This window comes from Acidovorax sp. FG27 (genome assembly GCF_040365715.1).
GTDB lineage: Bacteria > Pseudomonadota > Gammaproteobacteria > Burkholderiales > Burkholderiaceae_C > Paracidovorax.
Map to the genome: position 1 here is coordinate 200,248 of NZ_BAABVY010000002.1, position 25,602 is coordinate 225,849.

Consider the following 25,602-nt stretch of genomic DNA (forward strand, 5'->3'; position numbering starts at 1 on the left):
TCTTCTCCCTCGGGTTCATATTTGTAGGTATTTCGGGTCTTGCTGGTGCCGGGCTCATTGCGCGCTCCCCGGCTTGTTGTCGTTGCGACGGCGGGCGCGCAGCTTGTGCACGCGCACACCACCCATGCCCAGCAGGGCCACGGCGGTCAGCAACAGCTGCCAGAGCGCATTCACGGGAATGGGGATGGCACGCTCAGGCTCAGGGCCGCCAGGAGCGACAGGGTCAGCCAGCACGCGGTAGCTGGTGCTGGCGGTGGCCAGCAGCACATCTGTGCTGTACGACTGGATCGACTCGGCGCCTGCGGCTGCGGCTGCGCTCTGCAGGTTGTTGCCGCTGCCCAGCAGCTTGGCCTCCACAGCATAGGTACCCACGGGCGCATCTTTGAGCAGCTGCTGGACGTCCAGCGCCCGCATGCCGCTGGCAACCAGTTGTCCCAACTTATGGGTGTGCGTGAACACCACGGTGCCGTGGGGATTGCGCACGGTCAGTGTCACCCGGGCGTCATCCACCACCGCGTTGGCTGTCAGGTTGCGCACGAGGTTGTCCAGGCGCACACGATCGTTCTGGCTGTATTCAGCCTTGTCGGTGGCCAGGGTCAGCGTGGCTTTGGGCGCATTCAGTGCACCACCGGCGGTGATGGCAAACAGGCTGCTGGCGGTACCCACCACTTCGCCGCTGGTGTCGGTCAAGGTACCGATCAGGGTGTAGTTGCCTGCGCGGTAAAGGGCGGTGTTCCATGGCTGGGTGTGGTTGACGGTGGCGCCCGGCAGCACTTCGCCCAGGGGGGCTGCAGCAAAGCGCGCGATTTCGTCGCCATTCGCGTCGGTGATCCGCAGCACGATGCGCAAGGTGGCAGGCACACGCCCCTGGTTGGCAACGGCGGCCTGTAGCTGCACAGAGGTCTGCGCTGGGTAACTTTGCAGATCCGTGCCCACGGTGAGCTTGGCGATGGTCGGCTCGGACCCAGAGGCGCCTGCCGAGTAGTTGGCGCCAACGATGGTGTGGTAGCTGTCGTCCTGGCTGAAGCCGGAAATGGTCACCAAGAATGGGCTGTCTGCCTTGATGCGCCCTGGCCCGACAGGAATGGGGATGTTGCCCGCGCTGTAGCCGGTGCTGCCCACGGCGGAAAAGAGACCCACGTCCACCGCCACGCCATTGAGTTGCAATGTGGCCAGCGCAGGGGTGGGAATGGCTACGTTCAGGTAGTTTTCCTGGTAGGGCGACAGATTCGTGGGCGCGGTGAACACATAGTCCGACAGAACCTGATCGATGCCGTTGATGTACGTAAAGGCCGGATCGCCCAGGCTGCCCCCCGTGGTGATGGTCGAGCCTTTCATGAACTGGCCGACCAGGACAGGCTTGGAGGCCTTGATCTGGAGGCTTTCGGCATTTTCGATCTCGTAGAACTCACCGGCGGCAAGAGTCTTGACCACGGCGCCGTCAACTTCGAGGGTGGTGCCATCAGCGTCGGCCAGGATGCGCACCAGATTGCCCGCAGCGCCAGTGTTCGCGGTTTTCGGAATCACGTAGTTGGCCGACCAGTGGTTCACGGGTGGTAGCTGGGTGAAGAGGTGGTCGCAATACCCAGCGCCGACCGGAATGTTGGCGCACTGCGCCCCTGCAAAAACGGCGATGGGCTTGTTGGCGGAAATCGTTGTCCCCGTGGGGTCGTTTCCACTGGCTGTCGTGTAGAGCACGGACTGCCCTTTGTTGAGCCTGACTTCGAAGGGTGCATGGGCTGGCTGTCCGCTGTTGAGCACCACGGCGGGCGTTACGACCGCAACCGTGCCGTCTTCCGTTGCGGTGAGCGACATCTGCAGTTCTGAATAGGCATACGTCCAGTCCAATACCCGGTACTTCGTTCCCAGTGCAGTAACGTCCAGGAGATAGGTCATGTCTGTCGTGTATTGCTCCCGGTTCAGGAAGTAGGCACTGACGGGCTCGCTGGCATAGACAAACAAGGCTTTGCCCAAGACCGTGTCGGCCGGCGACAGGAACTGGTCGCTCGGAACCATGAGTTCGGCAACCCCGCCGGCATCGATGGTGAAGCCGTAGTTGATGGCACCGTCGTTGCTGGCCACGGTGCCGGACGTACCTTGTGCACCGAAGACGAACAGGTAGCCCACTGCGGCAGAGGAGTTGTTGGGGTGCCCCACTGCAATCGTTCGCAAGCTGCCGTCGCCCATCTGAATGCCCTGGCTCACGGCCAGCGGGATGTTGACTTCCGAACTGGCGGCAACGTCGTACCCTCGGCTGGAGCCTTTGTATCCCGCTGCGCTGGCCGCGAGATTCCAACGCCCCGGGGTGAGGCCGCTGAATTCGTAGTGGCCCCTGGCGTCGGTGGTGGTTTCCGTTACTTTGGTGCCTGCCAGGATCACTTCGGCACCGACCAGCGGTTGCCGGCTTTGGGCATCCAGCACCATGCCGTGAATGCGGGTGCTGCCGATGACTTGCGGCACCAGTTCGACGGGAAGGCGGTAGCTGAGACCTGCCTGCAGGTTTGTAGAGAAGACGGCGTTGTCATATCCGGGTGCGGATACCTGCACTTGGGTAGCGCCCGCGTTCAGCCCCGAGGCTTGGGCCGTGCCAGCCGCGTTGGTCTGCAGCACATGCGGGTTGCTGCCGGTCAACGTGATGGTGGCATTCTCGACGGGCTGCAAGGTGGCTTTGTCGGTCACGCTCACCAGTATCCGGATGGGTTGGCTGGGGTCGGTCTGCTGCTGTAGTGACACATCGAACTGGTGCGTGCGCCCTTGCACAAGGGTGAGGCTTTGCACATGGGCCTGGTAGCCTGGTTTCTCGATGCGGACATCGCGCACGCCGGAGAATTCGGGCACGCCGCCGATGGCATAGCGTCCTGCCGCATCTGTGGTGGCCATGCGGCCAGTTCCTTCAACGGTGACAGTGACCCCCGCCAGTGGCAGGTAGCTGCCGGCATCCGTGATGACTCCACGCAGCATGGTCTGTGTAGGCGCGCCCGGAGCCATCGGGGCCAGCGTTACCGGCAAGTTAATGCTATGAATGCCCTGCACCTGGATGGTGAGGATGCGGCTGTCGTGGCCGCTGGCCGACACTGCCACCGTATTGTTGCCCGCGACAACGCCGGTGGCAAAGCTCACTTCACCTTGCGCATTGGTGTTAGTGCTGATGCCGTTGAGCACCACGGTGGCACCCGGGATCACGCTGCCTGTAGCTTGGTTGGTCACCACTACCTTCAGCGTGCTTTGTCCTGCAGTACGACCGATGAAAAACGGATCAACCCGTACTTGCTGGCCTGCCGCAGCATCAAAGCTGGCTTCATAGGCGGGATAGGTGGAGTACGCGGCCTTGAGGCTCATCGCACCCGGTGGCACATCTGCCAGCGTGTATTCACCGTTGGCATCGGTGACGGCCGTCAGCGCGCCCACCATGACGGTGGCGTTGGCTGCCTCAAGGTAGGTGCCGCCACCGTCGGTGTACTTGGCGACACCGGTGATGGTGACAGTGCTGGCGTTGCCTGCATTCGCGGCTTTAAGTCGAATGGTGCCCAGTTCCAGGGCCTGGCCTCGTTGCAAGGGCAGGTCAACACGCATGGGCAGGTAGCCCGCAGCCTGGATCAACAGTGTTTCGGACCCCGGGCGGAGCTGGAAGAGGGCAAATCGACCGTTGGTGTCAGTCAACGCGCTGAGTCCCTGTGTCTGCAGGCTGGCCTGAAGCCGCTGAGTGGCAGGCCGGTTGCGTCGTCGATGACCAGGCCCTGGATGGATGCCGCATCGGGATTGGTGGCAGGCTGGCCCGCCAGCCACAAGGCACGCAGGGCCAGCGCAGTGGGGTAGGCATCGTCCTGCCAGCTGCCGTTGGCAAGCTGTGCCGTTTCGAGCGCGGCGATGGCGCAGCTTTCGCTGCTGGCGTCGTTGAGCGCGGGCAGCATGGCCAGCAGTGCTTGTGCGGTGCGCTCCGTGCTGCCCCAGGCGCCATTGCCCTGGCGTTGTCCGTCGAGCCATTGGCGGGCGTTGGCTAGTGCTGCCGCAACACTGCCGAGATGGCGCAGACCCTGCAGAGCCTGCAACACCAGTGCGGTAGGAACGACTCCATCTTCATCCTGGGCGAGAGCCCAGTGGCCGTCAGTCTGCTGCTGGCCCAGCAGCCAGTTGGCCACTTGCGCGATCTCTGGTGAGGTGTTGCGCCCTGCCATCAAAGCAAACAAGGCCCAGGCGCTGTCTTGCACATTCGCGGGGTACGCTGGGGCAGCACCAAAACCCCCACCGCCGGCTGCATGAGCCTCCAACCAGTCCAGGTGTGCGGCGGGGCTGCCGCCCGACTGGATGGCCGCAATGGCCTGGCGCGCACGGTACTCGGTGGTATCTACCGTTGGCAGTGCGATCGCATCGAACAACGCCTTGTCGGGGTGGACTCCAACCTGTCGTAGCGCGGCAGCTGTTTCTGCGCGCACTTGTAATGGCAGGGCCACTGAGCCTTGCTCTTGCACAACGGTGCCGGTCGGCACTATTTGGGCTGAAAGCCATGTCTGTGCACGCGTCATGCTCGTAGCTTCCGCATGACCCATAGCCGCCAGACCCAATAGCAAAGCAAATGTGAAATTGGCCAGCCATTTAACAATTCCGGATGAGCGCACACCACCACTGTGCATGACGACAGGCACCATATTCTCCCTCCCAATCCAGCTCAATACGGCTGGTAATCACCGCGACGAGCGGCGGCTGAGAAAGCTTACAGGGAGAAAAAGGCCCAGCCAAGTTGGTGACTCGCGGTAGCTATTGGGGTGAACGATTCAAGAATAGAAAAATCCGTCAATTACACAATTGTTCACGCTCACCCGCTGCGACGGATGCATCTCGAATAATCGCCAGATCCTGTTTCCAGCGGGGATTTCTGCACGATCGAAGTGATTCCTTTCTGGGCTACCACATTAAGTCCACTACTGTAGTGGTGACCAGCTTCAAATAGCTGTCATCGCACACTGCCCCCGCACAGGCCATTGAAGTGGAGCGGTGCGGGTAGTACGCGTGCGGCAAGCTGGCTACGTCGCATCGGTGCGCAGTGGGGATGCCTCTGCACGAATCGCTGCGTCGCGTGCAGCTGCGGACTCGGAAGGCCTGCAGCGTTGAACGCCATCACGTTTGGCCTTGCTGCCGCTTGCGGCTCGCACTCGTCCGATCCTCGCTCGAAGGATGCAGAGCGTCCTGAGTGCCCGCTTGACGGGCTTGCCACTTACTGCCCCACCGCCTCGCTGATCGTCACCGTGCGGTAGTCCTTGTCCGCGGTGATCTCCGACTCGGCGAACGGCACGCGCAGCCACTGCTTGGCGCCGTAGGCGCGGGTGTAGTCGCCGTAGTGCGCCGAGGCCGGGTCGTCCGAGAGCGAGAAGGTGAGGAAGGTGTGCGCCTGCACCCCGCCCTGCGGGAAGCTCACCACCTGCATGTAGCTGTTGCCGTGGGGCTGGCCGTCCATGGTGTAGCCGCCGCGCTCCAGCGGGTTTTCGGAGCAGGTAATGGTGAAGTAACCCACGTCGCCGCAGCCGCCGTAGAGCGCTATGCGCTCGCCGCCGCGTGTGGCGAAGAGCAGGTCGCCGCGCTGCGCGTCCATGGCGAAGCCGCTTTGCACCACCTGGGCCACGGCGGCGGCAAAGGCGGTGCGCAGCGCGGGGGCGGCGCTGGAACTCAGGTCGCGCGGCGTGTTGACCGGGTCGCTGGCGCTGAAGGGCACGGCATAGAGCTGTGCCGCCGGCACGGCGGCCTGGGCGCGGCGCCAGAAGGCGTCCCACACGTGCGAGCCGCGGGCGTTGGCGTTGCCGGTGTTGTCCCAGGCGCGCAGCGCGGCGCAGGCTGCTGCCGCGTCGGTGCCGGCACTGCCCGTACACACCATGTCCAGCGCCTGGTCCTTGAACCGCTCGGCGCTGTAGACGCGGCTGTTCAGCACCATCTGGCGGACGATGGCGCTCGTCGCCTGCGTGCCGGCGTAGCCGTCGGTGCCGGCCAGCCGCTGCTGCGCCATGGTGTGGCCCAGCCGCGTGCGCAGGGTCTGCGGCGTGCCGGTGGCGCCGAAGATGGCCGGGTAGCCGGTGAGCGGCGCTGCGGGGTTGGCGAGCCAGTAGCTGTCGTTCATGTTGGCCACGTAGTCGCCGCGCAGCAGGCGCGGCATGCGCGCGGGGCCCACGGCGCCCGTCTGTGCCGAATCGGTGTCGGTCTGCCAGTCGCAGGCGCTGCGCGAGCCGTCGAAGAACGGCACGTTGGGCAGCGCGGCGGCCACGGCGCGGCCGGCGGCGGTGGTGCACGACGCCACCTGCTCGGGCGACACGTTGGGCACGGCGCCGATGTCGGCATACCAGGTGCGGCCGTCGCCCCGGCCCACGGCGACGGTGTTGACCCAGGGAATGGCGGATTCCTCCCGCTGGATGGCGATGAATTCGTCCAGCGATCTCGCCTGGTTCCAGCGCATCCAGTTGCGGAAGGTGCGCAGGTTGTCGCCGTTGATGTCGCGGATCGCATAGGCCGTCGTCTGGTTCCAGCCCAGCGCTGGGTTCAGCGCGGCCAGGTTCACCAGGGGGCCGTATTCCGAGCGGTAGAGGGTGCGCGTCAGGTCGGCCGTGCCGCCCGACGCGGTGCGCGTGGGCACGGTGATGGTGCTGGCCGTCATCTTCACCGGGCGGCCGTCGCGCAGGTAGCTGGTGGGGTCGCCCGAGGCGAGCGTCAGCTGGTAGAAGCCGAAGCGCCGCGCGGTGGAGACCGTGTGGCTCCAGGCCACGTTGTCGTTGAAGCCGATCAGCACCACGGGAATGCCCAAAAAGGACACGCCGCTCACGTTCAGTTCGCCGGGAATGGTGATCTGGGCCTGGTAGAAGCGGTCCGGCCCCTTCCAGAACCAATGCGGGTTGCCGAACAGCACCGAGCTGCCCTCGCCCGTGACGGACGCGCCGAAGCCGAACATGTTGCTGCCGATGCCCCGCGTGCCGCCCACCTGCAGCTCGGGCGCGCGGGTGCGGGCCGGGTCCACCGCCGCCACCTGCTGCGGCGCCGCGGCGCCCATCGCCCTGGTGGCGGCAGCTGCCGGCGCCACCGGCCCGGCCTTGCTCGCGGCCGGCGCGGTGGCGTTGGCGATGGCGGCAGCGAAGTTGCTGTAGCCGCCCGCCAGGTTGGCCGCGATCATGCGGCGCCACACGTCCTGCTCGGTCACGGGCGCGACCCAGGCCTCGTTGCGGCAGGCCGCGTGCGCCGTGGCGGCCACGTCGCTGCCGCCGGCCTTCACGCTGCGCACGTAGCGGTTGTAGCCGGCCGTGAAGCCCTTGACCATCTGGCGCAGGTTCTCGGGCTGCGCGGCGATCATGCGGTCGACCACGTCGCTGGAGATGACGTGGCGATGGAAGAAGTCGGAGTCGATGTTGCTCGGCCGCCCGAGCGTGCTGTCGTTGAGCACCTGCGTGTCGCCGCCCAGGTAGCGCGAGCGCTCGCCTCGGTAGGTGAGAAAGCCGTCGGCCAGCGTGCAGAGCGTGTCCTGCGCCTGGACATAGCCGTAGCCGTAGCCCGCGCCCTGCCAGTTGGCGGCCTTGATGTGGGGCACGCCCATGCTGGTGCGGCGGATCTCCGCGTTGAGCGACGTGCCCGCCCCGCCGCCCCCTCCCCCGCCGCCATCGCCGTTGTCGCTGCCGCCGCCACCGCAGGCGGCGAGCGCGGCCAGGGCCAGCAAGGAAAGCGGCCGGGTGCCGCTGCGGACGATGGGGTGCATGGTGTGTCTCCGGTGGATGGGGCCGGTGGCGCCGGGGCGGCGCCGCTGCGGCCGGGCACGGGTCTGTTCGCTGCCCGCTCGTGGGGTCGTCGCCCTCTGATGCCGGCAGGCCGCCGTCGGGGCCTGGCCAGCATGGGGCGATGGCGGCGTTCTGTCCATCGGTTCACGCCCGGGGGTATTCTTGGCCGCACATTCCGCTGCTCCCCCCTGCCTGACACCGCGCCCGGTTCGCCCTTCACCGGGCGGCCTGGTCCCAGCTCCTCACCCATGCCCTCTTCTTCTCACCTTCCGCTGCCCACCAAGGAACAGATCGCGCTGCTGCCCCTCTTCGAAGGGCTCGATCTGGACCGCATCCGGCTCATCCGCACCGACGACGATGCGGTCGCCGCGCTGCGAGCGTTGATCGATTCACCCGTGCTGGGGTTCGACACCGAATCCAAGCCCACCTTCGTGCGGGGCGACGTGTCGGACGGCCCCCACCTGGTGCAGTTCGCCACGCTGGAGCAGGGCTGGCTGTTCCAGCTGGCCACGCCCGGCTGCCGCCGCGCCGTGCAGGCGTTGCTGGCCGCGCCGCACCTGGTCAAGGCGGGGTTCGGACTGGACAACGACCGCAGCCAGCTGGCGCGGTCACTGGGCGGGCCGGTGCATGCGCTGCTCGACCTGGACACCGTGCTGCGCCGCCTGGGCTATCCGCGCTCGATGGGCGTGAAGACCGCGATCGCGCTGCTGTTCGGCCAGCGCTTCGCCAAGTCCAAGAAGATCGGCACGTCGAACTGGGCGCAGCCCCAGCTGACCGACGCGCAGCAGCGCTACGCCGCGAACGATGCCTACGCCGCGCTGCGGGTGTATGAGGCGCTGCAGGCCGCGTCGCCCGCCCGCCCGCTGCTCGATGGAGCGGGCGCGGACCATCAGGGGGCCACCACGCAGCCGCCGGCACGGCCGGCCGGCCCGCGGGGGCGCTCGGAGCGGCCAGCGCGCCAGCCGGCGGAGACGAATGCAGGCCCCGCTCCAAGTGCCGCCCTCCAGCCTGCGCCGGGGGCCGACGCTTCTTCGGATGCGCAGAGCCTCCAGGTCCGCCAGAGCGTGCCAGTGCTGCGCATCGACGGGGTGGACGAGGCCTTGCGCTTTTATGTCGGGCTGCTGGGCTTCTCGGTGAACTGGCGGTTGCCCGACGCGCAGCACGGCGGGGCAGAGGCGACGGCGGAACCGGCGCCCCCGTCCGCCGCGCCCCGCTACCTGCAGGTGTCCCGCGCCGGCTGCGTGCTGCACCTGTCGGAAGACGAACGCGACGGCACGCCGGGCGCCATGGTGGTGCTGCGCTGCGAGGGGCTGGTGGCCTTCCACGCGGAGCTCACCGCGCGCGGCTATGCCACCCGACGGCCCGGCGTGGAGAAGGCGCCATGGGGCGGAGACCTGATGACGCTCACCGACCCCTTCGGCAACCGCCTCCGGTTCCTGGAGGAATGAAGCCCTGAAGGGCGGCGCGAACGCCGGCCCTCGGGCCCATCCCGGGCCAAGCCCGTCGGTCCCGCTCTGGCCCCTGCACGGGCTGGGACGCCCCTTCAGCACCTGGTGCCGGCGCCGCTGCGTCGGCGGCCCTCGCAGCATTTGCTACTTTTTTTATAGCTACAGGCGCTTGTAGGATAAGCGCCGGCGCATGTTTTGACCCAGAATTTCACCCCTGGTGATCGGCGAACCGCTCGAAGCAGGCCTTCAGCGCATGCTGCCAATGGTGCTTGTCGGGCTGCGGCACGAAGCTGGCTTCGAAGCTGTTGAACGCCAGGTGGTAGGCGTCCTTGGCGGTCAGCGCCGGCACGGCCTCGAAGAGCTGCACGAAGTTGTCGTTGATGTAGCCGCCGAAGTAGGCCGGGTCGTCCGAATTCACGGTCACCGCCAGGCCCGCGTCCAGCAGCCGCTTGAGGTTGTGGTCCGCCAGGTCGGGGAAGACCTTGAGCTTCTGGTTCGACAGCGGGCACACGGTGAGCGCGATGCGTTCTTCTGCCAGCCGCTGCATCAGCGCCGCGTCGTGCACGGCCTGCACGCCATGGTCGATGCGTTCCACCTTCAGCACGTCGAGGGCGCTCCAGATGTAGGCGGGCGGTCCTTCCTCGCCCGCGTGGGCCACCAGGCGCAGGCCCAACTCGCAGCAGCGGGCGAACACGCGGGCGAACTTCTCCGGCGGGTGGCCGACCTCGCTGCTGTCCAGCCCCACGCCGACGAAGCGGTCCTTGAACGGCAGGGCCTGCTCCAGCGTCTGCAGCGCGTCGTCCTCGCTCAGGTGGCGCAGGAAGCAAAGGATCAGCGCGCTCGATATGCCCGTTTCCGCCCGCGCATGGGCGCAGGCGCGGTGCAGGCCGGCCACCACCACCTCCATCGGCACGCCGCGCGCGGTGTGCGTCTGCGGGTCGAAGAAGATCTCCGCATGCACGACGTTGTCGGCCGCGGCCCGCGCCAGGTAGGCACGCGCCATGTCGTAGAAGTCTTGCTCCTTCAGCAGCACGCTGGCGCCGGCGTAGTAGATGTCGAGAAAGCTCTGCAGATCGGTGAAGGCATAGGCGCTGCGCAGCGCCTCGACGTCGGCGTAAGGCAGCGCCACGCCATTGCGTTCGGCCAGCGCGAAGATCAGCTCGGGCTCCAGCGAGCCTTCGATGTGGATGTGCAGCTCGGCCTTGGGCATGGCGCGCAGCAGGTCGGGCAGGCGCTTCGGGGGAATGACGGGGATTTTCATGGGGCGGCTCCGTGGCTTCGTAGTGCGGCGATGGGTGAATGATGCCTTGTCCGCAGCGCTCAGTGGCCGGATGTGACGAGCCAGCGGCGGGTGCTGGCCCCGGTCCCGCCCTGTCCGTCGCAAAATCGCGCCCATGAATCTGCGACAGATCGAAGCCTTCCGGGCCGTGATGGTGACCGGCTCCGTCAGCGGCGCGGCGCGCCTGCTGCATGTGTCCGTGCCCGCGATCAGCCGGCTGTTGTCGCACACCGAGAGCCGGCTGGGCTTCGCGCTGTTCGAGCGCGTCAAGGGGCGCCTGCACCCCACGGCCGAGGCCCGGCGGCTGTATGTGGAGGTCGAGCAGGTGCACGGCGGCGTGCAGCGCATCGGCAGCCTCACGCGCGAGCTGGCGGTGCGGGCACGGGGGTTCGTGAGCATCCTGTCGAGTCCGAGCCTGGGGCAGATGATCGTGCCGCTGGCGATCGCCCAGCTGCGCACCACGCTGCCGGACCTGCAGGTGCACTTCCATTGCCTGAACCACGCGGCGCTGAAGGAGCGCATCCTGCAGCAGCGGGCCGACCTGGGCATTTCCACCTTCCCGGTCGATCACCCGAACCTCGTCACCCGCCCGATCGCCGCCGCCCGGCTGCTGTGCGTCTGCCCGCGCAGCCATCCGCTGGCCGCTTACGAGGAGGTCGGCACCGATGAACTGCTGCCGCACGATCTCATCGGCTATCCGCACGGCTCGCCGCTGGGGCTGCGCATCGACCAGATGTTCGCGGACTGCGACAGGGCGCCGCGCTTCCACGTCGAGGTCACCTCGCCCCACTATGCCTGCGCGCTGGTGCATGCCGGCGCCGGCGCCGCGCTGGTGGACGCGTATTCGCTGCAGGGCTGGCTGGAGTCGCGCTTCAAGGTGATTCCGGTGCGGGGCGCGCAGCCGATCGTGGCCGACCTGGTCCATTTGCAGAGCGCACCGCTTTCGCCCGCGGCCGATGCGCTGCTGCACGCGCTGCACAGTGTGCTGCTGCAATGCGGGCTGGCGTTGCCGTTCTCGGACGACGCCGCGACCGGCTGAGCCCCCTGAGCCGCGGCGAGGCGCGCACCAGGGTGGCGTCGCGCCCCATGCACCCGCCCCCTGCCGGTGCGTGGCGCGCCGTGCTGCACCGCGGCGAGGCAAAGGGTTAACAACGGGTTAAAGCCGGGCCACAAAGCGTCATTCGACGCGCCGGACACCGCTTCGAATAATCGATGGCACCACCACCGATGCAACGAAGAAAAGAAGGTTGTTCCATGAGCATGCGCCCCGCCGGCCCCCGCCGGTTCCTCGACCTGGCCGTCGCCCAGATGGGCCCCGTGCACCTGGCCGACAGCCGGCCCTCCGTGGTCGCCCGTTTGGTCGCGATGCTGCGCGAGGCGCACGGCCGTGGCGCGCGCTTCGTGGTGTTTCCGGAACTGGCGCTCACCACGTTCTTCCCGCGCTACTGGATGCCGGAGGCGGAGGCGCACGAGCACTTCTTCGAGCGCAGCCTGCCCGGACCGCAGACGCAGCCCCTCTTCGACGCGGCGCGCCAGCTCGGCGTGGGCTTCTACCTCGGCTACGCGGAGCTGACCGCCGAGGGGCGCGGCTTCAATTCGGCCGTGATCGTCGGACAGGACGGCGCCATTCGCGGCCGCTACCGCAAGATCCACCTGCCCGGCCACGCGGACCACAAGCCCGAGGCGCCCTTCCAGCACCTGGAGAAGAAGTTCTTCGAGGTGGGCGACCTGGGCTTCCGCGCCTTCGACACCGACGGCGTGCGCATGGGCATGTGCCTGTGCAACGACCGCCGCTGGCCCGAGACCTACCGCGTGATGGCGCTGCAGGGCGCCGAGGTGGTGGTGCTCGGCTACAACACGCCCTCGCTCAACATCCACTGGGCCGAGCCGGCCCACCTGCGCACCACCACGCACCTGATCTCGCTGCAGGCCAATGCCTACCAGAACGGCATCTGGGTGGCCGCGGCCGCCAAGTGCGGATCCGAGGACGGGCACCACCTGATCGGCAGCTCGGTCATCGTCGCGCCCAGCGGCGAGATCGTCGCGCGCACCACCAGCGAAGAGGACGAGGTGATCTGCGTGCGCGCCGACCTGTCGCTGGGCGAACACTTCCGCGAGCACGTCTTCAACTTCGCCAAGCACCGCCGCCCCGAGCACTACCGCCTGATCGTCGAGCGCACCGGCGCGGGCGATCCGCTGCCCTGAGCCTGAGCCGCCCCCAGGCCGTCACCGCATTCCCCGCCCCCTGAGAAAGCCCACCATGATCCACCGCAAGCTGTACCGCTCCCTCGCCTTCCTGGCCTCGGCCGCCTGCCTGTCGGCGGCCTCCCTGCCCGCGCAGGCCGCCTGGCCCGAGAAGCCCATCACCTTCGTCGTGCCCTCGGCCGCCGGCGGCTCGCCCGACGTGCTGTCGCGGCTCGTGACCAACGAACTCTCCAAATCGCTCGGCGTGCCGGTGGTGATCGAGAACCGCCCCGGCGCCGCCGGCAACATCGGCATCATGCAGATCAAGAGCAAGCCTGCCGACGGCTACACCATCGGCTACGGCAACGTGAACACGCTGGCCGTGAACCGCACGCTCTTCAAGAAGCTGCCCTACGACGTGGACCGCGACCTGGTGCCCGTGGCCCATGCCTTCGATCTCTACAACGTGCTGATCGTGCCCAAGGAATCGCCCATCCAGGACGTGGCCGGACTGGTGGCCGCGGCGCGCAAGGCGCCGGGCAAGCTGTCGTTCGGCGCGCCCGGCGTGGGCACCACCGGGCACATGGGCGGCGAGCTGTTCCGCAGCATGGCGGGCATCGACGTGCTCTTCGTGCCCTACAACGGCGGCCCGGCCGCGCTGCAGGACCTGATGGGCGGGCGCATCGACTACCTGTTCGCCAACTCGTCCGAGGTCGGCCCGCTGGTCGCCGCCGGCAAGGTGCGCGCCCTGGCCGTGAGCAGCGCCAGGCGCATCGCGATGCTGCCCAGCGTACCCACGCTCGACGAATCCGGCGTGAAGGGCTACGAGACGGTGGCCTGGGGCGGCGTGGTGGCGCCGCACGGCACACCGCCCGAGATCGTCACGAAGCTCAATGCCGCGATCAACGCCGCGCTGGCCACGCCGGCCGTGCGCGAGGGCCTGACCAAGCTCGGTGCCGTGCCGGCCGGAGGCACGCCAGCGGACTTCCAGCGCACCATCGACCGCGAGACCAAGCGCTGGGGCGAGCTGATCGAGCACAACAAGATCGAGAAGCTCGACTGATGGCCGGGTCCGCCACCCCCGCCCGCACGCTGCTGCGCGGCGGCCTGCTCATCGACGGCAGCGGCGCGCCGCCGCGCGCCGCCGACCTGCTCGTCGAAGGCGACACGATCGCCGCCGTGCTGGAGCCGGGCACCGGCGCCGAGGGCGATCACGCGGTGATCGACATCGCAGGCCGGGTGCTCGCGCCCGGCTTCATCGACTCGCACACCCACGACGACGGCTACCTGCTCGCCCATCCCGACATGGTGCCCAAGGTTTCGCAGGGCGTGACCACGGTGGTGACCGGCAACTGCGGCATCAGCCTGGCGCCCGTGCCGCCGGGCCGCGCCCTGCCGCAGCCGCTAGACCTGCTGGGGCCTTCGGAACTGTTCCGGTACGCCGATTTTCCCGCCTGGATGCAGGCGCTGCGCGATGCGCCCGCCGCGGTCAACGCGATCCCCCTGGTGGGCCACGCCAGCCTGCGCGTGAGCGCGATGGACGACGACCTGCAGCGCCCGGCCACGCCGCAGGAATGCGAACGCATGGCCCGCTTGCTTGAAGAGGCGCTGGAGGCCGGTGCGTTCGGCATGTCCACCGGCACCTTCTACCCGCCCGCGCAGCACGCCACCACGCAGGAGATCATCGACATCGGCGCGGCCATGCGTGGCCGAAACGGCATGGTGTATGCGACCCACCTGCGCGACGAATCCGACCATATCGACGCGGCGATCGAAGAAGCCCTGGACATCGGCCGAGCACTCGGCGCCCGGGTCGTGTTCTCGCACCACAAGCTGGCCGGCGAGCGCAACCACGGCCGTTCGGTGGAGACGCTGGCGCGCATCGACCGCGCCGCCCTGCTCCAGCCGGTGTGCCTGGATTGCCACCCCTACCCCGCCACGTCCACCATGCTGCGCCTGGACCGCGTGCGGCTCGCACGCCGCACGCTCATCGCCTGGTCAAAGGGCGAGCCCTCGGCCCAGGGCCGCGACTATGCGGACCTGCAGCGCGAATGGGGGCTGTGCGACGAGGCAATGCTGCAGCGGCTCGCCCCCGCGGGCGCGATCTACTTCCTGATGGACGAGCGCGACGTGGAGCGCATCCTGGCGCATCCGCGCACCATGGTCGGCTCCGATGGCCTGCCGTTCGATCCGCATCCGCACCCGCGCCAGTGGGGCACCTTCACGCGCATCCTGTCGCGGCTGGTGCGCGACCAGGGCCTGCTGACGCTGGAAGCGGCCGTGCACAAGATGACCGGCCTGGCCGCCGAGAACTACGGGCTGGCGGACCGGGGCCTGCTGCGCGCTGGCTGGAAGGCCGACCTGGTGGTGTTCGACCCCGCGCAGGTGCAGGACGTCGCCACCTTCGACCACCCCGTGCAGGCGAGCCGCGGCATCGAGGGCGTATGGGTCAACGGCCGGCAGGTCTGGGACGGCGGGCAGCCGACGGGGCAGCGGCCGGGCCGGGTGTTGATGCGCTGACCAAGGACGGCCCCCAGAAGCCCGATAAAGGCCAGGGACTGACGGGCCTTTGGCCCGGGATGGACCGCCGCATTCGTGCCGGCCCGCATGACGGCCTTCGTGCCAAGCCCTCATGTCGAAGGCTGGCCGCCCAGCGGACGGCCCTGCCTGCGATGCACCGCGCACCGACACGAGGCGCCCGGCGTTACGCAGAACCAGCAAAAAGGGCTGCCCTCGGGCAGCCCTTCTTTTGTTTGCGCCCTCCACAGCCGGTTTCGATCCGGCGGTGTGAAGACCGGCTTACTTCTTGTCGCCGCCAGGCACGTTGCCTTCCACGCCCTTGACGTAGAAGTTCACGCCGCCCAGGAACTTGTCGTCCGCCACGGCGTCCTTGGCCAGCACTTCCTTGCCGTCCTGGCCGACGATGGGACCCTTCCAGATCACGAAGCTGCCGTCCTTCAGGCCGTTCTTTACGGCTTCGACCTTGGCCTTGGCATCGGCGGGCACGTCTTCGGCGATGGAGACCAGATCGATCGCACCTTCCTTCACGCCCCACCAGCTCTGGCCGGTGGTCCACTTGCCGTCCAGCGCGTCGCGCGTGGCCTTGATGTAGTACGGGCCCCAGTTGATGATGGCCGAGGCCAGGTGGGCCTTGGGGCCGTAGGCGGTCATGTCGCTGTCCCAGCCGAAGGCGCGCTTGCCCTTTTCCTGCGCGGTCTTGAGCACGGCGGGCGAATCGGTGTTCTGGAACAGCACGTCGGCGCCGCCGTTGATGAGGGAGGTTGCGGCCTCGGTTTCCTTCGGCGGGCTGAACCATTCGTTCACCCACACCACCTTGGTCTTGATGTTCGGGTTGACCGACTGCGCGCCCAGCGTGAAGCTGTTGATGTTGCGGATCACTTCGGGGATCGGCACCGAGCCCACCACGCCCAGCGTGTTGGTCTTGGTCATGGCACCGGCGATCACGCCGGCCATGTAGGCGCCTTCGTAGGTGCGGCTGTCATAGGTGCGCACGTTGGCGGCGGTCTTGTAGCCGGTGGCGTGCTCGAACTTCACATCGGGAAAGTCGGGAGCGATCTTCTGGATCGATTCCATGTAGCCGAAGGTGGTGCCGAAAATCAGCTTGTTGCCCTGGCCGGCCATGTCGCGCAGCACGCGCTCGGCATCGGCCGACTCGGGCACGCTTTCGACGAAGCTGGTGACGACCTTGTCGCCGAATTCCTTCTCGATGGCCTTGCGGCCGTTGTCGTGCGCGAACGACCAGCCGCCATCGCCCACCGGGCCGACATAGGCGAACGCGATCTTGAGCGGCGTGGTGGCTGCTGCGGGCGCGGCGGCGGCTGCGGGCGCGGCGGCTGGAGCAGCAGCGGCGGGCTCCTCCTTCTTGCCGCAACCCACCAGGGCGGCGGCGGCCAGGGCGGACAGGCTGGCGGTCTGCAGGAAGGATCGTTTGGTCAGTTGGGTCATGGCTTGTCTTTCTGGGAAGATCTCAATCGAAACGAAACAACACGGAAACGGCGAAACGGCGAAACGGCGAAAAGGGGCGGCGGATTATGAGCCGGCGTGGAACGGCTTGCCCAGCGAGGCCGGCATGTTGGCGCGGATCCAGGCCGGGTTGCGCGAGATCAGCGCCAGCACCACGATGGTGGCCAGGTACGGCAGCATGCTCAGCAACTGGCTCGCCACCTGCACGCCGGACGCCTGCAGGTGGAACTGCAGCATCGTCACGCCGCCGAACAGGTAGGCACCCAGCAATACCCGTGCCGGCCGCCAGGTGGCGAAGGTGGTGAGCGCCAGCGCGATCCAGCCGCGGCCGGCCACCATGCCTTCGACCCAGAGCGGCGTGTAGACGGTGGAGATGTAGGCACCCGCCAGCCCGCAGAGCGCGCCGCCCGCCATCACCGCCATGAGGCGGATGCGGCGCACCGGATAGCCCAGCGCATGGGCCGATTCGGGCGATTCGCCCACCGAGCGCAGCACCAGCCCGGCGCGCGAGCGGTAGAGGAACCACACCAGCGCCGCCACCAGCAGTACGGTCAGGTAGACCAGCGGGTGTTGGCGAAAGAGCGCCGGCCCGACGAGCGGGATGTCGCCCAGCACCGGAATGGCGTAGCGCGGCAGCTCGGGCAGCTTGGCCTGCACGTAGCTGATCCCGGCGAAGGCCGAAAAACCCACGCCGAACAGGCTGAGCGCCAGGCCCGTGGCGTACTGGTTGGTGTTGAGCCAGATCACCAGCATCCCGAACACGGCCGCAAGCAAGGCGCCCACCGCCATGCCGGCCGCGAAGCCCAGCCAGGTGTTGCCCGTGTGCACCACGGTGGCGAAGCCCGCGATGGCCGCGCAGAGCATCATGCCCTCGGCGCCCAGGTTGACGATGCCGGCCTTCTCGTTGATGAGCAGGCCGAGCGCGGCGATGGCCAGCACGGTGCCGGCGCTGAGCGTGGCACCCAGCAGCAATGCGTAGGACTCCATCAGCGGGCTCCTGGTTGGGGGGATGCGCCGACCCAGCGGACGCGGTAGGCGATGAGCGTGTCGCAGGCCAGCAGCGTGAAAAGCAGCAGGCCCTGGAACACGCCGGTGAGCGACTTGGGCAGGCCCAGGCGCGACTGGGCCAGCTCTCCGCCGATGTAGAACATGCTCATCAGGATGGCCGAAAACACCATGCCGACCGGGTGCAGCCGCCCCACGAAAGCCACGATGATGGCCGCGAAGCCGTAGCCGGCTGGCACGAAGGGCGTGAGCTGCCCGATGGGGCCGGCCACCTCCAGCCCGCCCGCCAGGCCCGCAGCGCCACCCGAGATGAGCAGCGCCGTCCAGAGCGCACGGCGCGACGAGAAGCCCGCGTAGCGCGCCGCCGCCGGCGCCAGCCCGCCCACCTGCAGCGCGAAGCCCGCCCGGGTGCGGAAGAGGAAGACCCAGAGCGCGGCCGCCGCCGCCAGTGCGATGGGCAGGCCGATGCTAAGGCGCGAGCCTTGCAGCAAACGGGGTATCTGCGTGACACGCTCGAACATCTTGGTCTGCGGGAAGTTGTAGCCCATGGGGTCTTTCCACGGCCCATAGACCAGATAGCCGAGCAGCTGGGTGGCGACATACACCAGCATCAGGCTGACCAGGATCTCGTTGGCGTTGAACCGGTCGCGCAACAGAGCCGTGATGCCGGCCCAGAACATGCCGCCCAGCACGCCGGCCAAGAGGATGGCCGGGACGATCCACGGGCCGGTGGTCTTGTCGGCCATCAGGGCGATGCCGCCTGCCGCCACCGCGCCAATGACGAACTGCCCTTCGGCGCCGATGTTCCAGACGTTGGAGCGGAAGCACACGGCCAGCCCAAGCGCGATGAGCAAGAGCGGCGTGGCCTTGACCATCAGTTCGCCGATGGCGTAGGTGGATTTGATGGGTTCCCAAAAGAAGATCTGCAGGCCGCGGACCGGGTCCTTGCCCAGCGCGGCGAAGAGCGCCACGCCGATCAGCACGGTGACGGCCAGCGCCAGCAGCGGCGAGCCGTAGGTCCACCAGCGCGAGGCCTGCGGACGGGCTTCGAGCTTAAGCATGGGCCACCTCCTTCACCCCGTCTGCGGGCGTGCCAGGCTGGTCCCACAGCCCACTCATCCATTCGCCGATGCGCTCCACCGTGGCCTCCTTGCGGTCGATGGAGGGCGACAGATGCCCCTTGGCCACGACGAGCAGACGATCGCAGATCTCGAACAGCTCGTCGAGCTCTTCGCTCAGCACCAGCACGGCGCAGCCGGCGTCGCGCAACGCCAGGATCTCGCCACGGATCTGCGCCGCGGCGCCCACGTCCACGCCCCAGGTCGGCTGCGAAACGATCAGCAGCGCGGGCTTGGCATCGATCTCCCGGCCAACGATGAACTTTTGCAGATTGCCGCCGGACAGCGACTTGGCGGCCGCCTGCGGACCGCCTGCCTTGACGTGGAAGCGGTCGATGATGGCCCGGGCATGGTCGGCCAGCGCGCCGGTGCGCAGCCAGCCGCCCGCGCCCACGCAGTTGTCGCGTGTGAGCAGCAGGTTGTGCGCCAGGCCCATGGTGGGCACGGCGCCGCGGCCCAGGCGTTCCTCGGGCACGAAATGCAGGCCCAGCGCCCGGCGCTGGCGCGGATTAAGCCGGCCGGCGGGCCGGCCCGCCACCTGCACCATGGCCGGCTGGGCGCGCTGGTCCTCGCCCGACAGGGCATAGAGCAATTCCTTCTGGCCGTTGCCGGACACCCCGGCGATGCCCACCACCTCGCCCGCGCGCACCTCGAAGTCGAGGCCGATCAGGTCGACGCCGAAGGCGTCGGTGCGCGGCAGGCTGAGCGACTGCACGCGCAGCACGGTGTCGCCCCGACGGGCCGGGCGGTGATCCAGGGCCGGCGGCTCGGCGCCGATCATCAGGCGCGAGAGGGAGGCGTTCGATTCCTCGGCCGGATTGCACACCCCGGTCACCTTGCCGCCGCGCAGCACGGTGCAGGCGGTGCACAGGGCGCGGATCTCATGCAGCTTGTGGCTGATGTAGAGGATGCTGCAGCCTTCGCTGGCCAGCTTGCGCAGCACCACGAAGAGCTTTTCGACCGCCTGGGGCGTGAGCACCGAGGTGGGCTCGTCCAGGATCAGCAATTGCGGCTGGGTGAGCAGCGCGCGGATGATCTCCACGCGCTGCATCTCGCCCACGCTCAGCGTGTGCACGGGGCGGTGCGGGTCGATGTCGAGGCCGTACTCGGCAGCCGTGGCGGTGATGCGCTGGGTGACTTCGGCCAGCGTCAGGTGCTTGTCGAGCCCCAGCCACACGTTCTCGGCCACGGTCAGCGTGTCGAACAGGCTGAAGTGCTGGAACACCATGGCGATGCCCAGCGCGCGCGCCTCCTGCGGGTTGCGGATGTGCACGGGCTGGCCGTTGAAATGGATGGCCCCTTCATCGGGCTTGACGGCGCCGTAGATGATCTTCATCAGCGTGGACTTGCCCGCGCCGTTCTCGCCCAGCACCGCGTGCACCTCGCCCGGCTGCACGGTGAGCGAGACGCCGCTGTTGGCCACCACGGCGGGGTAGCGCTTGGTGATGCCCGCGAGCTGCAGGCGCGGTGGCGCACCGGCGGCGCCAGCGGCCGCTGCGGGGGAGGAAGCAGAAGGTTTCATGGGGCGATTGTGGCTCAAGTTCTGCAGGGATCCTGGGGACCACATCCGCATTCCGCGCTGGCGGAGCGGGCACGGCCAGCTATTGTTTTCGTAGCGATGCGGCCACGGCCTTGACGCTTTCGCGCAACCACAGCGCGGCCGCCGAATGGTGCGATCGGGCGTGCCACAGCTGGTAGTACACGAGGCGTGGAAAGGGTACGGGACACGGCAGCACGGCCAGTGGCAGCCTCTCGGTGAAACGTTCGCAGAACTGCCGCCCGGTGGTCAGCACAAGCAAGCTGGATGCCACCATGTCGGGGATCACGCTGAAATGCGCGCACCGCGCGGCGATGCGGCGGGTCAGGCCCTTGGCGTCCAGATGCTCGTCGATCACGCCGCGCGCGCCGGGGTGGGTGGGCGTGGGGGCGATGTGCTCGGCGGTCAGCCATTCGTCGGCCGTCCAGCCGCGCCGCACGGCCGGATGGCTGGCGGCCACCAGGCAGACCACCTCGTCGCCGAAAAGGCGCGCCATGTGCAGGTCTTCGGGGGGCTGCTGCCAGTTGCCGATGACCACGTCCACCTCGCCCTGCTCCAGGTGCGCGTGGTAGTGCACGTCGGCCGACAGGGACATGACCTCCACCGGGCACAAAGGCGCCTCTGCCTTGACGTGGGCCATCAGGCGGGGCAGGAAGAGCGGATCGAGATAGTCGCTGGCGGCGATGCGGAAGGTGCGGGTGGCGGTGCGCGGATCGAAACCGCGCGCGTCGGAAAACAGCGCCTCGGCCGACCGCAGGATGGCGCCCGCCGGCGCCACCATGCGCAGCGCCGCGTCGGTGGGCTGCATGCCGGCGCCCGAGCGCACCAGCAGCGGATCGCCCGCCAGTCCGCGCAGGCGGCGCAGCGCGGCCGACACCGCCGGCTGGTGCATGCCCAGCCTGACGGCGGCCTTGGAAACGCTGCGTTCGGTTAGCACGGTATGCAACACCCTGATGAGATGGAGGTCGATCTTGTCGAAGAGGGCTTGGTCTCGCATACGGGGTGCTGCATTCCTGTCATACGGCGGCGCGTATGCCGCCCGGGGCCGTTTGTCGCAGCATGGCAAAACCTGCGCGCAAGGCGCCAGAGCTGCGGCTGTCACGGCGGCTCGAAAGTGGGTGGCGGCAACTGTACACCGCACCCCTGCGGCGGCTGGATGCCAACGCACCGTGCGAGCCCGTGCGCCGCCAGCCGGCACGCGGTGTGCTTTCGCCCTGCGGCAGGCCACAATCACCACGAACCCATTCCGCGCGACCCACGGCCATCACGCAACCAGGCGCTCATCACGCATGACCCAACTCTCTACCCGCCCCATTCGCTTCATCCGCCGCGGCCAGACCCTGGTGCTGCACGGCGTGCCCCCCGACCGCACCCTGCTGGAGGTGCTGCGCGAAGACTTGGGCGCCACCGGCACCAAGGAAGGCTGCGGCGAGGGCGATTGCGGCGCCTGCACCGTGGTGCTGGGCGCGGCCCGCGACGGCCGCGTGCACTACCAGGCCATCAACAGCTGCATCCGGCTGGCGCATTCCATCGACGGCATGGCCGTGTGGACGGTGGAAGACCTCACCGCCGACCCGCTGATCCAGCCTGCCGCGCTCCAGGGCGGCGACGGCGAACGGGCAGCCGCCCCACCCGCCGGCAGCTTGCACCCCGCCCAGGAGGCGATGGTGCAGTGCCACGGCTCGCAATGCGGCTTCTGCACGCCGGGCTTCGTGATGAGCCTCTTCGGCATGTACCAGAACCATGTCTGCCAGGGCCGCGAGATCACCCGCGCCCTGGCGGCGGAGGAACTCTCCGGCAACCTGTGCCGCTGCACGGGCTACCGCCCCATCCTGGATGCGGCCGAGCAGATGCAGTCACTGCCCGCCGTGCAGGTCGACGCACCGCTTTTGCTACGAAAACTGGAGCAGCTGGCGCTGGATGGATCGGCGCAGGAGGCCGATTCGGCCTATATCGCGCCGACCACGCTCGAGGCCCTGCTGGCCGCCCGCGCCGCCCAGCCTGCGGCCCAGGTGGTGGCCGGCACCACCGACGTCGGCCTGTGGGTGACCAAGCAGCACCGGCAATTTCCGCAGGTGCTGGACGTGACCCGGGTCGCGTCGCTGCGCCGCATCGAAGAAGCCGGTGGCGTGCTGCGCATCGGCGCCGCCGCGTCGCTGACCGATGCCTTCGCGGCACTGTGCGAGCGCTGGCCGCAGCTGCACGGCTTCGCCACGCGGTTCGCCGGGCTGCCGGTGCGCAACTCGGGCACGCTGGGCGGCAACGTGGCCAACGGCTCGCCCATCGGCGACTCGATGCCGCTGCTCATCGCGCTGGGCGCGCACGTGGCGCTGGCCAGCGTGCGCGGCGAACGCACGCTGCCGCTGGAAGACCTCTACACCGGCTACCGCCAGAACGTGATGGCGGCGGACGAGCTGCTGGTGCGCATCGACGTGCCCCTGCCCGCGGCGGATGGCCGGCTGGCGGCCTACAAGGTCTCCAAGCGCTTCGACGACGATATCTCCGCCGTCTGCCTGGTCGTCCATCTGCAGGTGTCGAAGGGCCGCGTCGCCGCCGCGCGCATCGGCGCGGGCGGCGTGGCCGCCACGCCGGCCCGTGCGCGCCAGACCGAGGCCGCGCTGACCGGCCAGCCCTGGACGCTGGCCACCGTGCAGCAGGCCGCCGGCGTGCTGCAGTCCGAGTTCAGCCCCATCTCCGACATGCGGGCCAGCGGCGAATACCGCCGCGCCGTGCTGGGCGCGCTGATGGAGCGCTTCTGGCGCGAGAGCCCGGAGGGCGCGCACGGCGCGAACGGGGTTCCGCAGCCGATATCACTGGACCAGTTGCACGCGCAGCTGCCCGCCGTGCTGGCGGCCAGCCTGTCGTCCGGCGCCCGGGAGGTGGCAGCATGAACACCCACGCCACCCCCGTGAGCCGCGACGCCGGCGACGACCCCGTGGCCGCCCGTGCCGACGCGCAAGGCGCCGCCGGTGCCATGGCCGCCCAGCCGCCCGTGCCGGCCAGCGCGCCCGCGCACGCCATCGCCATGGGCCGCTCGCACCCGCACGAAAGCGCGCGCGCCCAGGTCGCCGGCCTGGCGCACTACATCGACGATCTGCCCGAGCTGAAGGGCACGCTCTATGCCGCGCCCATCCTCTCGCCCGTGGCACACGGCCGGCTGAACGCGGTGCGCGCCGACGCGGCGCTGGCGCTGCCCGGCGTGCGCGGGGTGGTGCTGGCGGCCGACGTGCCGGGCGACAAGCTGCTGGCCGCGTTCGCGCACGACGAACCCGTCTTTGCCACGGACACCGTGCAGCACGTCGGCCAGGTCGTGGGCCTGGTCGTCGCCGACTCGGTGATGCTGGCGCGCCGCGCCGCCCGGCAGGTGACGCTGGACATCACGCCCCTGCCCGCCGTGCTGACGGTGCAGGAAGCCCTGGCGCGCGAAAGCTACGTGCTGCCGCCCGTCTTCGTGCGGCGTGGCGACGCGCCGGCCGCGCTGGCCCAAGCGCCGCACCGGCTGCAGGGCACGCTCGAAGTCGGCGGCCAGGAGCATTTCTACCTGGAGGGCCAGATCGCCTACGCCCTGCCGCTGGAGCAGCGCCAGTGGTGCATCTACTCCAGCACCCAGCACCCGGGCGAGGTGCAGCACTGGGTGGCCCACGCCCTGGGGCTGGACAACCACGCCGTGCGCGTGGAATGCCGGCGCATGGGCGGCGGCTTCGGCGGCAAGGAGACACAGGCCGGCCACCTGGCCGTGTGGGCCGCCGTGGCCGCGCACAAGCTGGGCCGGCCGGTCAAGCTGCGGCTGGACCGCGACGACGACTTCATGGTCACCGGCAAGCGCCACCCCTTCGCCTACGAGTACGACGTGGGCTACGACGACAGTGGCCGCATCACCGGCCTGAAGCTGCACATGGCCGCCAACTGCGGCTTCTCGGCCGACCTCTCCGGCCCGGTCGCCGACCGCGCCGTGTTCCACGCGGACAACGCCTACTTCCTCGAAGACGTGGAGATCGCGTCGTACCGCTGCAAGACGAACACGCAGAGCCACACGGCCTTCCGGGGCTTCGGCGGGCCGCAGGGCGTGATCGTCATCGAGGCCATCCTGGGCGACATAGCCCGCGCCCTGGGCCGCGACGCGCTGGACGTGCGGCTGGCCAACCTCTACGGCACCACCGAGCGCAACGTCACCCACTACCAGATGCCGGTGGAAGATAACGTCCTGCACGATCTGCTACCGAAACTGGAGCGGACCGCCCACTACCGGCAAAGGCAGGCGGCCATTGCGGCATGGAACGCGGGCAGCCCGGTGCTGAAGCGGGGCATGGCCATCACCCCGGTCAAGTTCGGCATCAGCTTCACGGCAACGCTCTTCAACCAGGCCGGCGCGCTGGTGCACGTCTACACCGACGGCAGCGTGCAGGTGAACCACGGCGGCACCGAGATGGGCCAGGGCCTGCACACCAAGGTGGCGCAGATCGTGGCCGACGAGCTGGGCGTGCCGATGGAGCGGGTGCTGGTCACCGCCAGCGACACGGCCAAGGTCCCCAACGCCAGCGCCACGGCGGCCTCCAGCGGCACCGACCTGAACGGCCGCGCCGCGCAGTTCGCCGCGCGCAATGTGCGTGAGAACCTGGCCGCCTTCGTCTGCGGGCTGGACGGTTGCGGCGCGGGCTCCATCCGCTTCGAGGGCGGGCGCGTGATCTCCCCCGTCCAGGAGCGTGCCTGGGAGGACGTGGTCCATGCGGCGTACGCCAACCGCATCCAGCTCTGGAGCGACGGCTTCTACCGCACGCCCAAGATCCACTACGACAAGACCACGCTGACGGGCCGGCCCTTCTATTACTTCGCCTACGGCGCGGCCTGCACCGAGGTCGCCATCGACACGCTGACCGGCGAATCGCGCTTGCTGGCGGTGGACATCCTCCACGACGTGGGCCGCAGCATCAACCCGGCCATCGACGTCGGGCAGATCGAGGGCGCTTTCGTGCAGGGCATGGGCTGGCTCACCACCGAGCAGCTGGTGTGGAACGACCGCGGCGTGCTCTCCACCCACGCGCCCAGCACCTACAAGATTCCCGCCACGGGCGACGTGCCCGCGCACTTCAAGGTAGACCTCTGGCACGAAGCCAACCGCGAGGACAACGTGGGCGGCAGCAAGGCCGTGGGCGAGCCGCCCTTCATGCTGGCCATCAGCGTGTACGAAGCGCTGCGCAACGCGGTGGCCGCGGCGCGGGGCGGCGATGCGCCGGTCCAGCTGCAGGCACCCGCCACGGCCGAGAACGTGCTGCGGTCACTGGGCCGGCTGGGCTGACGGGGGTGC

Annotated in this window: 16 protein-coding genes; 7 read left to right on the top strand and 9 right to left on the bottom strand. The window is 68.7% G+C overall.

Annotated features, from left to right (window positions below):
- Window positions 1-54: 54 nt before the first annotated feature.
- The 3 genes from ABWV53_RS01475 to ABWV53_RS01485 all read right to left on the bottom strand — a co-directional run bounded on the left by ABWV53_RS01475 (window position 55) and on the right by ABWV53_RS01485 (window position 7,723).
- Window positions 55-3,660 (bottom strand): carboxypeptidase regulatory-like domain-containing protein, encoded by a 3,606-nt coding sequence (locus ABWV53_RS01475; protein WP_353362198.1) that lies wholly within the window; start codon window positions 3,658-3,660, stop codon window positions 55-57.
- Window positions 3,657-4,646, bottom strand: a complete 990-nt coding sequence (locus ABWV53_RS01480) for a hypothetical protein (protein ID WP_353362200.1) — start codon at window positions 4,644-4,646, stop codon at window positions 3,657-3,659. Before ABWV53_RS01480 ends, ABWV53_RS01475 begins: the two co-directional genes overlap by 4 nt.
- Before the next feature lie 566 nt (window positions 4,647-5,212).
- Entirely contained in the window at window positions 5,213-7,723 is a 2,511-nt protein-coding gene (locus ABWV53_RS01485) for a penicillin acylase family protein (RefSeq protein WP_353362202.1), read from the bottom strand.
- 267 nt (window positions 7,724-7,990) lie between these two features.
- Between ABWV53_RS01485 and ABWV53_RS01490 the strand changes: the two genes are divergently transcribed.
- The gene (locus tag ABWV53_RS01490) at window positions 7,991-9,190 is read left to right on the top strand and encodes a glyoxalase superfamily protein (RefSeq protein ID WP_353362204.1); all 1,200 of its coding nucleotides are present in this window, start codon (window positions 7,991-7,993) and stop codon (window positions 9,188-9,190) included.
- 208 nt (window positions 9,191-9,398) lie between these two features.
- Here ABWV53_RS01490 and ABWV53_RS01495 read toward each other — a convergent pair whose 3' ends face one another.
- Entirely contained in the window at window positions 9,399-10,451 is a 1,053-nt protein-coding gene (locus ABWV53_RS01495; RefSeq protein WP_353362206.1) for an adenosine deaminase, read from the bottom strand.
- 133 nt (window positions 10,452-10,584) lie between these two features.
- On the opposite strand from ABWV53_RS01495, the gene ABWV53_RS01500 reads away from it, so the two are divergent.
- The 4 genes from ABWV53_RS01500 (at window position 10,585) to ABWV53_RS01515 (ending at window position 15,173) form a co-directional block, all read left to right on the top strand.
- Window positions 10,585-11,508, top strand: a complete 924-nt coding sequence (locus tag ABWV53_RS01500; protein WP_353362208.1) for a LysR family transcriptional regulator — start codon at window positions 10,585-10,587, stop codon at window positions 11,506-11,508.
- 221 nt (window positions 11,509-11,729) lie between these two features.
- Window positions 11,730-12,674 carry an N-carbamoyl-D-amino-acid hydrolase gene (locus ABWV53_RS01505; RefSeq protein ID WP_502903818.1) on the top strand — a complete coding sequence of 315 codons (945 nt, stop codon included), beginning with the start codon at window positions 11,730-11,732 and terminating at the stop codon, window positions 12,672-12,674.
- Between the two features lie 55 nt (window positions 12,675-12,729).
- Window positions 12,730-13,716, top strand: coding sequence for a Bug family tripartite tricarboxylate transporter substrate binding protein (locus ABWV53_RS01510; RefSeq protein ID WP_353362212.1), 987 nt, complete (start codon window positions 12,730-12,732; stop codon window positions 13,714-13,716).
- Window positions 13,716-15,173 (top strand): N-acyl-D-amino-acid deacylase family protein, encoded by a 1,458-nt coding sequence (locus ABWV53_RS01515; RefSeq protein ID WP_353362214.1) that lies wholly within the window; start codon window positions 13,716-13,718, stop codon window positions 15,171-15,173. Before ABWV53_RS01510 ends, ABWV53_RS01515 begins: the two co-directional genes overlap by 1 nt.
- 279 nt (window positions 15,174-15,452) lie before the next feature.
- On the opposite strand, the gene ABWV53_RS01520 is transcribed toward ABWV53_RS01515, so the two are convergent.
- The 5 genes from ABWV53_RS01520 to ABWV53_RS01540 all read right to left on the bottom strand — a co-directional run bounded on the left by ABWV53_RS01520 (window position 15,453) and on the right by ABWV53_RS01540 (window position 21,294).
- On the bottom strand, window positions 15,453-16,619 hold the full coding sequence (locus tag ABWV53_RS01520) for a BMP family ABC transporter substrate-binding protein (protein WP_353362216.1): 1,167 nt from the start codon (window positions 16,617-16,619) through the stop codon (window positions 15,453-15,455).
- 84 nt (window positions 16,620-16,703) lie between these two features.
- Window positions 16,704-17,624: an ABC transporter permease gene (locus tag ABWV53_RS01525; protein WP_353362218.1), complete on the bottom strand. Its 921-nt coding sequence runs from the start codon at window positions 17,622-17,624 to the stop codon at window positions 16,704-16,706.
- Entirely contained in the window at window positions 17,624-18,703 is a 1,080-nt protein-coding gene (locus ABWV53_RS01530) for an ABC transporter permease (RefSeq protein WP_353362220.1), read from the bottom strand. The genes ABWV53_RS01525 and ABWV53_RS01530 overlap by 1 nt, the downstream gene beginning before the upstream one ends.
- The gene (locus ABWV53_RS01535; RefSeq protein ID WP_353362222.1) at window positions 18,696-20,282 is read right to left on the bottom strand and encodes an ABC transporter ATP-binding protein; all 1,587 of its coding nucleotides are present in this window, start codon (window positions 20,280-20,282) and stop codon (window positions 18,696-18,698) included. Before ABWV53_RS01535 ends, ABWV53_RS01530 begins: the two co-directional genes overlap by 8 nt.
- Window positions 20,283-20,361: 79 nt before the next feature.
- Complete coding sequence (locus tag ABWV53_RS01540; protein ID WP_353362224.1) at window positions 20,362-21,294, bottom strand: LysR family transcriptional regulator; 933 nt, start codon at window positions 21,292-21,294, stop codon at window positions 20,362-20,364.
- A gap of 292 nt (window positions 21,295-21,586) precedes the next feature.
- Here ABWV53_RS01540 and xdhA point away from each other — a divergent pair, with 292 nt between their 5' ends.
- Together xdhA and xdhB are read left to right on the top strand one after the other, a co-directional pair.
- Entirely contained in the window at window positions 21,587-23,188 is a 1,602-nt protein-coding gene (xdhA, locus tag ABWV53_RS01545) for a xanthine dehydrogenase small subunit (RefSeq protein WP_353362226.1), read from the top strand.
- Window positions 23,185-25,593, top strand: coding sequence for a xanthine dehydrogenase molybdopterin binding subunit (xdhB, locus tag ABWV53_RS01550; RefSeq protein WP_353362228.1), 2,409 nt, complete (start codon window positions 23,185-23,187; stop codon window positions 25,591-25,593). The genes xdhA and xdhB overlap by 4 nt, the downstream gene beginning before the upstream one ends.
- Window positions 25,594-25,602: the final 9 nt, after the last annotated feature.

What these genes read in the sequence shown, in the direction of transcription:
- ABWV53_RS01480 (WP_353362200.1), bottom strand. Translation starts at nt 4,646, where the DNA reads ATGGTGCCTGTCGTCATGCACAGTGGTGGTGTGCGCTCATCCGGAATT.
- ABWV53_RS01485 (WP_353362202.1), bottom strand. Translation starts at nt 7,723, where the DNA reads ATGCACCCCATCGTCCGCAGCGGCACCCGGCCGCTTTCCTTGCTGGCC.
- ABWV53_RS01490 (WP_353362204.1), top strand. Translation starts at nt 7,991, where the DNA reads ATGCCCTCTTCTTCTCACCTTCCGCTGCCCACCAAGGAACAGATCGCG.
- ABWV53_RS01495 (WP_353362206.1), bottom strand. Translation starts at nt 10,451, where the DNA reads ATGAAAATCCCCGTCATTCCCCCGAAGCGCCTGCCCGACCTGCTGCGC.
- ABWV53_RS01500 (WP_353362208.1), top strand. Translation starts at nt 10,585, where the DNA reads ATGAATCTGCGACAGATCGAAGCCTTCCGGGCCGTGATGGTGACCGGC.
- ABWV53_RS01505 (WP_502903818.1), top strand. Translation starts at nt 11,730, where the DNA reads ATGCGCCCCGCCGGCCCCCGCCGGTTCCTCGACCTGGCCGTCGCCCAG.
- ABWV53_RS01510 (WP_353362212.1), top strand. Translation starts at nt 12,730, where the DNA reads ATGATCCACCGCAAGCTGTACCGCTCCCTCGCCTTCCTGGCCTCGGCC.
- ABWV53_RS01515 (WP_353362214.1), top strand. Translation starts at nt 13,716, where the DNA reads ATGGCCGGGTCCGCCACCCCCGCCCGCACGCTGCTGCGCGGCGGCCTG.
- ABWV53_RS01520 (WP_353362216.1), bottom strand. Translation starts at nt 16,619, where the DNA reads ATGACCCAACTGACCAAACGATCCTTCCTGCAGACCGCCAGCCTGTCC.
- ABWV53_RS01525 (WP_353362218.1), bottom strand. Translation starts at nt 17,624, where the DNA reads ATGGAGTCCTACGCATTGCTGCTGGGTGCCACGCTCAGCGCCGGCACC.
- ABWV53_RS01530 (WP_353362220.1), bottom strand. Translation starts at nt 18,703, where the DNA reads ATGCTTAAGCTCGAAGCCCGTCCGCAGGCCTCGCGCTGGTGGACCTAC.
- ABWV53_RS01535 (WP_353362222.1), bottom strand. Translation starts at nt 20,282, where the DNA reads ATGAAACCTTCTGCTTCCTCCCCCGCAGCGGCCGCTGGCGCCGCCGGT.
- ABWV53_RS01540 (WP_353362224.1), bottom strand. Translation starts at nt 21,294, where the DNA reads ATGCGAGACCAAGCCCTCTTCGACAAGATCGACCTCCATCTCATCAGG.
- xdhA (WP_353362226.1), top strand. Translation starts at nt 21,587, where the DNA reads ATGACCCAACTCTCTACCCGCCCCATTCGCTTCATCCGCCGCGGCCAG.
- xdhB (WP_353362228.1), top strand. Translation starts at nt 23,185, where the DNA reads ATGAACACCCACGCCACCCCCGTGAGCCGCGACGCCGGCGACGACCCC.